General features: G+C 39.8%; 9 protein-coding genes. All 9 read right to left on the bottom strand.

Annotation, left to right across the window (positions count from 1 at the left end):
* Positions 1 to 109: 109 nt before the first annotated feature.
* Positions 110 to 802: an NUDIX hydrolase gene (locus N7U62_RS00340; RefSeq protein WP_264135881.1), complete on the bottom strand. Its 693-nt coding sequence runs from the start codon at positions 800 to 802 to the stop codon at positions 110 to 112.
* 108 nt (positions 803 to 910) lie between these two features.
* Positions 911 to 1,900 carry a glycoside hydrolase family 43 protein gene (locus N7U62_RS00335; RefSeq protein WP_264135880.1) on the bottom strand — a complete coding sequence of 330 codons (990 nt, stop codon included), beginning with the start codon at positions 1,898 to 1,900 and terminating at the stop codon, positions 911 to 913.
* A 46-nt stretch (positions 1,901 to 1,946) separates the two neighbouring features.
* A complete protein-coding gene (locus N7U62_RS23180) occupies positions 1,947 to 2,147 on the bottom strand; it encodes an HTH domain-containing protein (RefSeq protein ID WP_404818007.1) in 201 nt (66 codons plus the stop codon).
* A gap of 60 nt (positions 2,148 to 2,207) precedes the next feature.
* Positions 2,208 to 3,200: an arabinan endo-1,5-alpha-L-arabinosidase gene (locus N7U62_RS00330; RefSeq protein WP_264135879.1), complete on the bottom strand. Its 993-nt coding sequence runs from the start codon at positions 3,198 to 3,200 to the stop codon at positions 2,208 to 2,210.
* 4 nt (positions 3,201 to 3,204) lie between these two features.
* A complete protein-coding gene (locus tag N7U62_RS00325; protein WP_264135878.1) occupies positions 3,205 to 4,740 on the bottom strand; it encodes an arabinan endo-1,5-alpha-L-arabinosidase in 1,536 nt (511 codons plus the stop codon).
* Positions 4,741 to 4,756: 16 nt separating this feature from the next.
* Positions 4,757 to 6,298 carry an alpha-N-arabinofuranosidase gene (locus N7U62_RS00320; RefSeq protein ID WP_264135877.1) on the bottom strand — a complete coding sequence of 514 codons (1,542 nt, stop codon included), beginning with the start codon at positions 6,296 to 6,298 and terminating at the stop codon, positions 4,757 to 4,759.
* 15 nt (positions 6,299 to 6,313) lie between these two features.
* Positions 6,314 to 8,332 (bottom strand): alpha-L-arabinofuranosidase family protein, encoded by a 2,019-nt coding sequence (locus N7U62_RS00315; RefSeq protein ID WP_264135876.1) that lies wholly within the window; start codon positions 8,330 to 8,332, stop codon positions 6,314 to 6,316.
* A gap of 117 nt (positions 8,333 to 8,449) precedes the next feature.
* On the bottom strand, positions 8,450 to 9,985 hold the full coding sequence (locus tag N7U62_RS00310) for a RagB/SusD family nutrient uptake outer membrane protein (protein WP_264135875.1): 1,536 nt from the start codon (positions 9,983 to 9,985) through the stop codon (positions 8,450 to 8,452).
* A gap of 26 nt (positions 9,986 to 10,011) precedes the next feature.
* Entirely contained in the window at positions 10,012 to 13,095 is a 3,084-nt protein-coding gene (locus N7U62_RS00305; protein WP_264135874.1) for a SusC/RagA family TonB-linked outer membrane protein, read from the bottom strand.
* Between the last annotated feature and the right edge of the window lie 32 nt (positions 13,096 to 13,127).

Raw genomic sequence — 13,127 nt, 5'->3', positions numbered from 1 at the left:
TAACCGATCTAGCGTTTAAGATCCTTTATTTCACCTGATTCCCTCTTATCCTTTCAGACCCAGAAAGAATTCTAATCTTTTGATTCAAAATGACGTTAACGCTGGAACTCTAGGGTTTCACTTGAAATTTGTTACCTGTTTTTAGCTGTTGCTGGTACTTCTCTGGATCGAATTGATAAAGGAAGGCTCCTTTTTTTCCGCTGGTTCTTTTCTTCTCATCGAGTTTCACAAGGATATCAAGAGACCCAATTCTTTTGATGAAATTACGCTTGTCCATTTCCGTTTCGAAGATAGCTTCGTAGAGGGATTGCAATTCGGGCATGGTAAACTTCGGAGGCAAAAGCTCGAATCCTACTGGGTAATGTTCGGCTTTATATTTTAGTCTTTGATGAGCACGTTCGACCATTTCGTTGTGATCGAAAATCAAATTTGGAGTATCTCCCAAATCGAACCATGAAGCATCATTCTGCTTAATCAATTCCTCATCATGGTCTTCGATATTGATGAGTGAATAATAGGTGACACTGATCGTACGTTCTACTGGGTCACGATCTACCGAGTTGAAGCAATACAGTTGCTCGAGAAAGACATCCTTCAGTCCTGTCAAACTAGTCAAAATACGATTAGCAGCATCATCTAGACTTTCTTCTCTCTTTGCAAAACCACCCATTAGAGACCACTTCCCCTTTTCAGGTTCAAAATCCCTTTTGATGAGCAACAGCTTTAATTTGTCGCCATGGAATCCGAAAATGATGCAATCTACCGCCACAAGTAGGCGATCGTATTCTTTATAAAGTGTCATATTTACACAAGTATAAAGCAAAGTCCCTTTAGAAAAAAGGATTCAGCGTGATTGGAACAATGAAGATGGCAGGTAAGATTCAACCTATCACCTGTTTTTATATAGCTTTTATAAGGCAGCTACTCCTTCGGTAGTTCGAATCACTGGCTGTATACTGCCATCCTCATTAAAATTGAGTTTTTCGATGCAAACACTTCGTCTAAACTCACCTCCAGTTGGCAACTGACCGTTGTGATAAACAAAATACCAATTGCCTCTATACTCTACCACTCCCTGATGATGTGTGGGTGAATTAGGTAAGGTTCGATTCAGGTTGCCCATCACCTCCCATGGTCCCTCTGGGCTATCAGACATAGCATAATCAATTTCCTCAGGAAAGCGTGCGGAATATACCAAATAATACTTTTGGTCTCTCTTGAAAACCCATGGCGCTTCTGTAAACTCTGGCAATAGGATTGTCTGAATCTCACCATCCAATTCGATCATATTGTCCTTTAGTTTAGCCCACTTCATTACGGAATTGCCCCAATAGATATAAGCCGATCCATCCTCATCTACGAACACAGCAGGATCTATGTCATCCCAAAAAATATCTGTCTGTTTGGTCATATCATTGGTGACCAAGGCCTCTCCTTTGGCATCTTTCCAGGGTCCAGTCGGGTGATCTGCCACAGCCACTCCTATGGACTTACCAGGGATTGAACCATGTTCTACCGTTACATACCAATAGAACTTCCCATCTTTCTCAACTGTATGTGCAGCCCAGGCATGACCATTGGCCCATTCGAAATCAGTAGTTTTCAAAACTGGTCCGTGTGACTTATAATTCCTCATATCAGTTGTCGAAAACAACAACCAGTCATTCATCACGAATCCTTCACCACCCTGCACTTGTTCGTCGTGTCCTGTATAGATATATAAGGTATCATCATGTACGAATGGTGCAGGATCAGCAGTAAAAACATCTTTGATAATTGGATTCCCTATATTTTCTAACAAATCATTATTGTTAGTAGATTCTAAATCCCGTTCTCTTCCATCCTTCGCACATGAAACCAACAGAAGAATGATAATTGGTATGTGTAGTATATTTTTCATCCTATTTTAAATAATTTCCTTTTTGATCCAGGTGAACCAATACCTATCATTGTTCCAAAACATATCTGGATATCCTTCTAGAGTATTTAATATTATATCCTTTTCTCCTGAGGTCATTAATCATTTTTCTGACCGTCCTCTCAGAGCACTCAAACTTCTCCGTCAAATCATACGGGGAAGTCAGAGCACCTTTCTTAATCAACTCCAGTACGTATTCCAGACGACTCCAATAGCTGAAATAGTCCATAAATCATGCTTTATTTTAGCACTCTACCAACTCCTCTAGCCTAATCTTGAATGCTGATTATTATTTCTCAAGGTTGATTTTTTCAGGCCAGCCATCAGCCGTCCAACTCAATTCTTTTATAATCAATTTGGCATGACCATCTGCCTGCGTATCATAGCCATGAAAAACCAAATAATCCTTACCATCGAAAGTGTAGGTACTATTATGCCCTACTCCGGCAAAACGGTCATTTCCTTCCACCACCAAAGTGCCTCCTCCCTCATTTAGGGGCTTTCCACTTTGATCTATAAATGGTCCTGTTGGATTTTCTGATCGACCAACTACTACTTTATAAGTACTTTCCTTGCCTCTACAGCAGTAGTCCCACGATACAAACAGATAATAGCTCGTGTCTTTCTTGAAGATAAAGGGTGCTTCTATGGCTGCATCACCTGGATTCTTATCATCTAATTCAAAACTTCTTTCCCTTCTGGCTATTGTTTTCCAAACTTGAGGTTCAGCGACTTCAGTTCTATTTGGTATCAACTTCACCGCTTTCATTCCGTCCCAAAATGAACCGAAAGCAAGCCAGGGATATCCATTTTCATCCACAATCAAATTAGGATCTATGGCATTCCACATGTCTCTATAAGGTACAGATTGTACCACCTCACCGTGATCCACCCATTTGTAATTAGGGTCATTTGAATCAAGGGTCACATTAGTAGCCAGTCCTATGGCAGAGGTGTTTTTAGCAAAGGAAGAAATCGAATAATAGAGATAATACTTACCATCATAAAACGAAATATCCGGTGCCCAAATATGTCCAGAAAAACCGCTTACAGTTTCTGTAGCCCATTTGGGAGGGTTATCAAAAACTCGTTTTTCATTCTTCCACTCCTTTAAGTCTTTGGAAGAGTAAACCGTTATTCCCCAACCTGTGCAATACAAGTAATAGGTATCTCCCTGCTTGATCATTACTGGATCATGCACCCCTATGTCATAGACGCCCTGCGCCCATGATATGGAAGTACTAAAAACATACAATAAAACCCAAACGATTACTTTTTTCATTTCTTTAGATTTTTTTACCCCAATAAGCCACACCATCTGTAGTCAGGCCTGTAAATAATATTGTCTCTGCTACTTCATTTTCCCAATCTCTACCTCTTTCAACCTTGAGTTGAAAAGGTGCTGACTCGCCATCCAAAGTAAACGTCAACCAAGGGGCTGAATATGTCCAGGTTCCAGTCGAAGCACCAGACAAGGTTCCATCTGAATTAATTATCAAATCAGCAGAATTTTGAAAACCAGGGTTGGTTTGTTCATCGGCATAACCAGGCACCACTTCATAGCCCAAAATAATTTGCTCCCAATCTCCAACCAATTCACTTTGATCCACAGGGGTCTCTTCTTCTGCTGCATAGCGTTCAGGACTGACCATTGGCCAACCATCCTCTGTCCAGTGAATCTGACGGATGTGAAGCAACATATAATAGCTATCTATACCTGGCCTACCCTGATGTCCCATGTAGAACTCCTTGGATTCCTTGTCGATAAAGACCGAGGGATGGGAAACACCCTGCCAACCAGAATGCCCTTGAAAACGGTAAGGAGTAAGAATCATAGGTAAATCATCAATCTCCTCATTCATATCTCTACCCAGATAATCATAAAACGGACCATCAGGATTGTCTGAACGACCTACACGAACATTGTACTTAGTTTGCAGCCAATCATAGGCAATGAACATGTAGTACTTATCAAATTCTTCATTGTAAATAATCTCAGGACCTTCAATATTACCATTGATAGAATTGCCTGTAAAAGCTCGTTGGGCCACTCTTGAACCCTTATACCCTGGACTTAATGGCAAACCTGATTCTGGATCTAACTGAATTTTATATATCCCGTCCCATGCAGAGCCATAAAAAAACCAATGAGAACCGTCCTCTGCCACCGTAACAGTCGGATCAATGGCATTTGTTTGTCTTGTAGCATTATCAGTTGAAGTTACTACAAGTCCCCGCTCTGTAAAAGGACCATATGGTTTATCGGAAACCATTAATCCAATTGCACTTAATCTAGGAGTAGGCGAAGACAAAGAATAATACACACGATATTCATCTTTGTATTTCATAGCGTATGGCGCCCAAAGATTCCCGAAAGGTTCACCACCATTTGATACTATATGATTGTATCCTTTTGGCGGATAACCATTTCCGCCAACTACCCAGCCAACGAACTCCCATTCTACCAGGTTTTTACTTCTGCGAATGTTATGACCAGGTCTAACAGTAGCCCCATAAGCTACATCTGTAGTGTAGCAATAGAAAAAGTCACCGTTATCAATTATTGAAGGATCGTGCACATTGTAATGCGCCCAGTCATAAATATTTGATACCGGAGCTATCTGAGCATAAGTATCACTAAACTGAGAAAAATCAATTGGTCCATCACCTAATTTGGAATCCAGGGTATCAGGCTCTGTTGGTTCTACAACCTCTGGATCCTTATCATCAGTTTTTGATGGAGTTTCATCATCACAGGAGGTAAATACCCCCTGTGTGATTACTAAACCCATTACTATTACATGAAATATTTTCTTTCTCATCTGCCTGCTAACTTTCTTATTTCAGTTCCAATACCACCACTGAAAATGGCGGCAAAGTCACTTTATACTCACCGTTCTTTCCTTTGAAACCGGAAAATTTCTTTGGCGAAATCTTATCTGCCTCATCAAAATCATTGTAATCTTCCAATTTATCTGAAGCCAAGATTTCACCTGTCATCTTTTTATTATCAGTACCATCCAGATTCAAGATTACTGTTTGTGATTCTTTAGCATCAATATTGACTAGCGATATGTGAATCGCGCCAGATTCATCCTTAGATGCTGAAGCAGATACTGCTGGCAATTTCTCTCCTTGAAATTCATAATCAGAAGTCTCTAACTCTAATGGCAACAACACGGCATCCTGATGTACATTGTACATTTTCATCACGTGATAAGTAGGAGTCAAAATCAATTTTTCCTCATTGGTCAAGATCACCGCCTGCAATACATTCACAATCTGAGCCAGGTTAGCCATTTTGATTCTGTCGGCATGGTTATTGAAAATGTTGAGAGTAGCACCAGCGATCATAGCATCTCTCATGGTATTTTGCTGATAGAGAACTCCCATGGTTTCGCTCTCTTTGGAATCGTACCATCCGCCCCACTCATCGACTATAAGGTCTACTCTACCTTCTGGATCGTATTTATCCATGATAGCGATGTGCTTAGTCACTAACTCCTCCATGAAAAGAGCAGCCTTCATGGTTTTGAAATACAATTCTTCACCGAAATTCTTTGCAGGGCCTTTCTTACCCCAATCAATTACAGAGTATGAGTGCAAAGCAACTCCTTCGATCAATGGCTTTGGTATATCGCGCATCAATACTTCTGTCCACTGGTAATCGGCACCATTTGCACCTGAGGCTATTCGATATAGTCCATCAGAATTGGTCCAATCTGTCATAAATGTGCTGTACTGTCTGTACAGGTTCGCATAAAACTCAGGTGCCATGTTTCCACCGCAACCCCACATTTCATTACCTACACCCCAGTATTTTACATTCCATGGTTCTTTCTGTCCATTTTCGATTCTAAGACCCGACATTGGGCTACCTCCTGGGTGATTGACATACTGCACCCAATCAGCTAGTTCTTTAACTTGACCACTTCCTACATTGCCAGCTAAATAAGGCTCTGCACCGATGCGCTCGCATAGATTCAAGAAGTCGTGTGTACCAAAGCTATTGTCTTCAACACTGCCACCCCACCATTGATTAACAATGCTTGGTCTTTTGGCAGGGTCCCCAATACCATCCATCCAATGATAAGTATCTGCGAAACATCCACCCGGCCATCTCAAAACCGGAACTTTAAGTTCCACCAATGCATCAATGATGTCATTTCTAACTCCGTCAGTATTAGGAATAGTAGAATCATCTCCTACATATATACCGTCATAGATACATCTGCCGAGGTGCTCCGCAAAATGACCGTAGATATTTCTATTGATTACATGTTCACCTTCTGTTGTTTTAACTGTAACTGTGGCATCCTGAGCCCAAGCCTGAACTACTAACAGGACTAGAGCCAGTGTCGATAAAATTCCTCTTCTCATTTTTCTCTCTATTTCTTATTTAGCTTCTATTCTCAATACTGTGAGTGAGTAAGGCTCTAGATCATAAGACAACTTGCCTCCTTCTACCTTTTGAGACTCACTTCTTGGACTGATTTTATCTCCTTCTTCAAATGTATTGTAAGCCTCCATGTCTTTACTTGACATCACCTGGGCTGAAACTGTGGCACCCATTTCTGCTCCCAACACATCAAAACTTGCGTTAACAGACGCATTATTGGTGTTAACAATTTTGATAATTAATTCACCAGCATTTTCATCTCGGGTAGCAGAAGCATACAATCCATCCTGCCCAGTTACTGGCTTATTGTCTTTTTCTAAAGGAATTACATGCGTACCTGGATTGTTAGAATACAACTTTTGTACATAGTAATTAGCTGTACCATACGAATCCAAATTGTTGAACCAGATCAAATCTGGTGTCCATTGCCATCCGTCTGCATGTGCAAATAGGGGCGCATATGAAGTCATGGTAACTAGGTCTGCATTTCGCTCTAGCCCCGTAAGGAATGCTGCTTCTGAAAGAGCAGTTTCCCAGTTGTTTTTATTATCTGGGCTTGCGACTCCCACACTTTGTGCAGCCCATTCGCCTACGAAAAGCTTAGAACCTGTGCGCTCATAGCTGTCGTACCAGTCTGCATTTTCCATAAACCAATCAGGATTGCGATAAAAATGCTCATCCACGATTTCAGGCTTCAATCTTTTCCATTCTTTCCAGAGATATTCAATTTCTTCTTCTCCATTAGGGAAGATAGATCCATCAGATCCGGTCGCTGCTATGATCTGTATATCCGGATACTGTGCTTTGATAGCGTCCACTATTGGCACATATCTCTCGACATATTGCGGACCCCATTGTTCATTTCCTACACCTAGCATTTTGAGATTAAATGGTTCTGGGTGTCCCATTTCGGCACGCAATTTTCCCCATTTGGTATCTGTAGAACCATTGGCAAATTCGATCAGATCAAGCGCATCTTCTACATAAGGATCCAGTTGATCTAATGGTACCAACTCCCCAGTATTGAACTGGCAAGCCATACCGCAATTTAGGATCGGCATAGGCTCTGCTCCCAAATCTTCGGCCAATAAGAAATATTCGTAAAATCCAACACCAAAACTTTGATAATAATCTGGTGCAGGTCTGTGGTCAAATTCAAAATTCCAACGATTGATAGTAACCACTCGTTCATCCACATCTCCAACAGTATTTTTCCATTGATATCTCTGTGAAAGATCAAACCCCTCCACGATACATCCACCAGGGAAACGTAAAAAACCCGGGTCTAAATCTGCAAGCAGTTGAACAAGATCAGCTCTCAATCCATTTTTTCTTCCTTTCCATGTATCAGACGGAAAAAGAGAAACCATATCAATATCGACAGTACCAACTCCTTCGAACCATATGTTCATAGTACCTTTTGCCTCCGTTTTAGATGGAGTCAAAGAAGTGGTCAGTGTTTGCCATTCATTATTAATTCCTTCGACCCGACTGTTAGCAATGACCTGGCCATTTGAATCCAACAATTCAATTCGAATCGCAGAAACATTTCCATCAATATCTCTCACCTGAATGCTAAAATCATGAGGAAGACCTTCTTTGAGTCCCATTCCTCTAAAACCTTCATTCGCCAATCCAGCTCCCGAACCCGGCTCATCGATTTGTACTCGCATGAACCTTGCATTTCTTGGATTATTGGTATTAATAGGAAAAAACCGAACACCAAGACCTTTATCCTTGAGTTCAGTCCAGCCACGCAGGGGTTTGTCAAATTCAAAAGATCGGTTTTTAACTAATTCGGCATATAACCCGCCATCTATAGCAAAGTTGATATCTTCGAAAAAGATACCATACATAGTTGGTTCTATTTTTGCTATGGTTTCGTCATAATTGACCTGAAAAGAGGCAGACATAGAGTCTTCTGTTGTCTTAGTATCTGACATTGCAGTACCACAACCATAAGCAAGCACGGCTCCAGCTCCTATTCCTAATAAGTGTTTTAAAATTCTGTTCATGGTTATTTCATTTCTGCCAAGACATGACAATCCAGTCGCAAAGCAATTAGATATTAAATGCTTGGTATAAGTACCGACAGTATAAACTGCCGGCACTTTTCCCTCTATTAAAAGTTATTAATTATTCCACCCAGGGTTTTGCTCCACATTGGGGTTAGCGTCAATCTCAGCTCTAGGAATGAAATAGAATTCCCTTCCTGGAACATATGCATTGAATTCAGAATCGTGCGATTGAAGCTCTGCTAACTTTGTAGGATCTTGTAACCAACCCCATCTTCTGATGTCATCAAATCGGTGTCCTTCAAATACAAACTCCAACAATCTCTGATGTGCCAATTCGTCAAATATTTCCGCTTTCGACATTGCAGCCATTTCTGCCTCTCTATCTGGCAAACCAGCTCTATCTCTAATCATTTGAATATAAGATGCAGCAGCAGTATTATCACCTAACTCAATTTGACACTCGGCATACATAAGAAGGATGTCAGCATATCTCAATAGGCGTTCGTTTATCCCTGATCTCCAATCAAACTCATCTGCAATGGTCAAATAGTTTTGATATTTCTTAGGGAAAATCAATCCAGAACCAGGGCCATAATATGAAGCAAAATCATTTCCATAAACAGTAGCTCCTGGATATTCATAAAACATAGTAGCATCCAATCTAGCATCAACACCACCCGTGGTAGTAGGCTCTACAAAAAATTGATCAAACGCCCATTGAGTAGGAACTACATCAGACCAGCCAAAACCAACAGGGGCATATGTAATCGCTCTAGCAGTAGTCTTGGACCATGTGGTTGCTGGCTCACTTACCCAACCTAATTCTGTACCACCTACTGATCTATCAAATTGAATTTCGAATATTGATTCAGCATTGTTTTCATAAGCCTCCGTGAAGTTGTCCAAAAAATTCGGCATCAAGCTATAACCCATTGCCATCACTTCTTCAAAAGCATCTGCAGCTTCTGTATATCTCTGATCGAAAAGCAAACATTTACCTAAATAACCATAAGCTGCACCTTTAGTAGCTCTACCAAGATCAGCAGGATCATCATAGCTCTCTGGTAAAAGTGATGCTGCCATTGCAAAATCATCTATCACTGACTGTCTTGCTTCCGCTGGATCGGTTGTAGTTCTATATGAATCTTCAGGGCTCAAAAGCGCCTCTTCATATATGATCACATTGTTGAAGAAATTAACAAGATGATGATTGTAAAAGGCTCTCATAAAATAAGCCTGACCCAACAACTCCTCTCTTCGAGCGGTATCCTCCCATTCAATATCATCAATCTTAGAAATTACCAAGTTGGATCTATGAACACCACCATAAAACACAATCCAAATCCATTGTTGCATCAACTCATCACCGGGATGAGTAAAAGTTCCTGCCAAACCAATAACTGGCCAAGGACTATCACCTCGTACATCATCGCCTCGTACGTCTAGAGCAATAGAAGCAAATCTTAACCATGATCCATCATAGTACAAATTTTGATAAATAGCATTCACGCCTTTCTCAAAATCATCTTCAGTTTTCCAAAATTTCGCTGCATCGGGTTGATTAGGATTGGACAATTCCAAATAGTCTTCCTGACATGAAAATGCCGAGAATAGGACTAATACTACTAATATATATTTTAGACTTTTCATTTCGATTCAATTTTTTAATTCACAAATTAGAATTGAACTTGAACTCCCAACATGAAAGTTCGTGGAGTAGGAAATCCTCCAGTAAAACTGTTAAAAGCTTTATTTGGAGCATCAGACATGGCTATACCTCTATTGAATAAGCCATCGTTACCGAATTCAGGATCTGTTCCCTGATACTTCGTAAATACCACTGGGTTAAGTACTGAACCATAGATTCTGAACTTAGAAATTCTTGCTCTGGAAATAATAGATTCTGGAAGTGAGTAACCTAATTGTATTGAAGAAATTCTTACAAAACTACCGTTCTCTAACCATCTATCTGAAGCTCTTCCGTTACCATTAGGATCACCAATAACCATTCTGGGAATATCCGTTTGATCCCCTTCCTGCTGCCATCTATCCAACAAAGCTCTGTCATAATTAGCATAACCAGCCCCGTTCTCTAAGGACACTCTTACCATATCCAAAACCTTGTTTCCTGCATGACCATGCCAATTCAAGTTAAAATCAAAATTCTTGTACCCTGCCGTGATACTACCACCATAGTAGTATTTTGGGATTGCACTCCCCAAATAAACTCTATCATCTTGGGTGATTTCACCATCACCATTTACATCTGCAAAAATAAAATCACCAGCAGCTGTATTTGGTTCTTGGTACAAGCCATCCGGAGCACCTGCATTTAAAGCATCAACTTCCTCTTGAGTTTGGAACATACCTTCAATTTTGTAACCATAGAATCTACCAATTTCCGCACCTTCTTCCGTAATACTAGTGTTACCATGAATTGGCTCACCATTACCTAAGCTTACTACTTCATTTTTAAGAGTACTGAAGTTAGCATTCACAGAATATGAAAAATCACCCTTTGTATCACTTATTCCTGCAACAAACTCTAAACCACTATTTTTAATTCCACCTGCATTTACCCAAGGAGTTTCCCATGGATACAAGCCAGTGTTATTTGGAACAGGCAGCTGCAATAACAAATCTTCAGATTCTTTTTCATAGTACTCTGCAGAGAATGTGAACTTATTATTGAACATCGCCATATCAACACCAAAATTTCTGGTTATCACAGTCTCCCACTTCAAATCTGGGTTACCGAATCTCAATTGAGTTGCTCCAAAAGCCAATTGCCCCCCAAATACAGCATGAGCATTTGAGTTGACGTAAGTAGAATAATTATAATTGGCAAATTCCTGATTACCTGTTTCCCCATATGAAGCTCTTAGTTTTAAGAGATCTAGAAAAGTAAGACTTTGCATAAAAGATTCCTCAGAAATTTTCCATCCCCCGGAAACCGCTGGAAAGACACCATAACGAATGTTTTCACCAAATCTTGAAGATCCATCACGACGAATTGATCCTTCAATAAAATACTTATTAGCAAAATCGTATTGTAATCGTCCAAATAAAGATGTCAACCTATTTTGTTGCTCGCCACCACTCACATTATATTGCTGAGCATTATTTATAACGGTTGGTGTCAAAGGATCAATAACAACAGCATGAGCATTCAAAGTAATTGACTTGCCATTCAATACAGTGTTACCTATTAATGCGTTAACCCTATGTTTTCCAAAAACATTAGCATAAGTCAAGGTATTATCAATAGTTGTTAAATAAGCAGTTCCTCTCCAGTCAAAAAACTCTCCATCTGGATCATTAAACGTCGTACCGAAATCATAAACAGGTTGTTCTCTTGTATCTCTCCAATCTGTTCTTTCACCACTTACACTAGTCTTAAATTTCAGTCCCTTAATTATCTCATATTCTAAATAAAGGTTACCTACCGTTCTTATTCTAGTTCCTTTATTAACCAAAACACTATTGATACCAATAATATTATTAGTCAATGATCTATGTAATACACCATCAGGTCCACCATATCCATTCAACATATTCTCATCATAGATAGGCATCGTTGGGATTGCTCTAGTTAAATCCTGAACCCAGTTCCCATCTTTTAGGAATGCCGCAAAGTCTCTATCTTCATTACCTATTTGCAAAGACTGACCTATCTTAAGTTTACTACCCAGATTGTGATCAGAATTAATTCTTAAGGACAAACGCTCGTAATTAGGGCCATTTCCTACTGCTGTGCCCGTTTGATCAAAATAATTCAATCCTAGATAAAAATTAGAATTTTCATTTCCTCCAGAAAGTGAAATGTTGTGTTCCTGTATCTTGCCTTGCTTGTATCCTTCTTTCTGCCAATCTGTATCTATATCAGTAACATAATCTGGAGAATTTGGATCATTCGTCGGCACTAAAACCAATTCAGAATTATATGGCATTGCAGCAGTCACTGCCTCATTATTCAATTCCTGATACTCAGCAGCATTAGTCACATCATAAAGACGAGTTACATTCTGAACACCGTAGTAGGCATTATAATTAACTTGTAAACCACCTTTCTTTCCTCTTTTAGTCGTAATGATAATTACACCATTGGCACCACGAGAACCATAAATAGCATTGGCTGCACCATCTTTAAGTACCTGAATAGACTCAATATCCTGAGAAGGTACCTGGCTAATTGGTGTTTGAATTCCATCTACAATGTAAAGGGGATTGTTATTTCCAAAACTAGCTGTACCACGGATCTTAACTTGAGGTTCGTTCCCTGGCTCTCCACCACCTTGAATAGACACACCTGCTACCTGTCCTTTCAATGCATTTCTAACATCATTAGAAGCATTCTTAGTTACAATTTCAGGATCTGCTGTTGCAATAGAAGTAGTCACATCTGACTTCTTTTTTGTACCATAACCAATCACAACAACCTCTTCTAATGAAGCTACATCAGCATTTAATTTGATATCTACCGTTGATCTCGAACCAACCGCGATCTCTTGAGATAAATACCCTACAAAAGACACAACCAATACTGCATCTGGTCCACTTACTGTAATACTATAATTACCATCAATATCAGACACAGTTCCATTGGAAGTACCTTTTTCTAATACCGTTGCTCCTGGCAGAGCATCGCCCATTTCTGCATCCACTACTCTACCCGTAATCGACGAGCCTTGAGCAAAAATGGAAGTACTCACTAATATCATTAGCAAGCACAAATAGAAACTTTTAGTAAAACTTTTCATATCATACTTAGTTCTTAATAGTTAAACATTTA

This window comes from Reichenbachiella ulvae (assembly GCF_025833875.1).
In the GTDB taxonomy this organism is placed as follows: Bacteria; Bacteroidota; Bacteroidia; order Cytophagales; family Cyclobacteriaceae; genus Reichenbachiella; species Reichenbachiella ulvae.
The sequence above is the reverse complement of the archived record's forward strand: the minus strand, read 5'-3'. Positions and strand labels throughout refer to the sequence as shown.

Coding starts and splice junctions, on each gene's coding strand:
- N7U62_RS00335 (WP_264135880.1), bottom strand. CDS start 1,900: ATGAAAAATATACTACACATACCAATTATCATTCTTCTGTTGGTTTCA.
- N7U62_RS00305 (WP_264135874.1), bottom strand. CDS start 13,095: ATGAAAAGTTTTACTAAAAGTTTCTATTTGTGCTTGCTAATGATATTA.
- N7U62_RS00330 (WP_264135879.1), bottom strand. CDS start 3,200: ATGAAAAAAGTAATCGTTTGGGTTTTATTGTATGTTTTTAGTACTTCC.
- N7U62_RS00325 (WP_264135878.1), bottom strand. CDS start 4,740: ATGAGAAAGAAAATATTTCATGTAATAGTAATGGGTTTAGTAATCACA.
- N7U62_RS00340 (WP_264135881.1), bottom strand. CDS start 802: ATGACACTTTATAAAGAATACGATCGCCTACTTGTGGCGGTAGATTGC.
- N7U62_RS00310 (WP_264135875.1), bottom strand. CDS start 9,985: ATGAAAAGTCTAAAATATATATTAGTAGTATTAGTCCTATTCTCGGCA.
- N7U62_RS00315 (WP_264135876.1), bottom strand. CDS start 8,332: ATGAACAGAATTTTAAAACACTTATTAGGAATAGGAGCTGGAGCCGTG.
- N7U62_RS00320 (WP_264135877.1), bottom strand. CDS start 6,298: ATGAGAAGAGGAATTTTATCGACACTGGCTCTAGTCCTGTTAGTAGTT.
- N7U62_RS23180 (WP_404818007.1), bottom strand. CDS start 2,147: ATGGACTATTTCAGCTATTGGAGTCGTCTGGAATACGTACTGGAGTTG.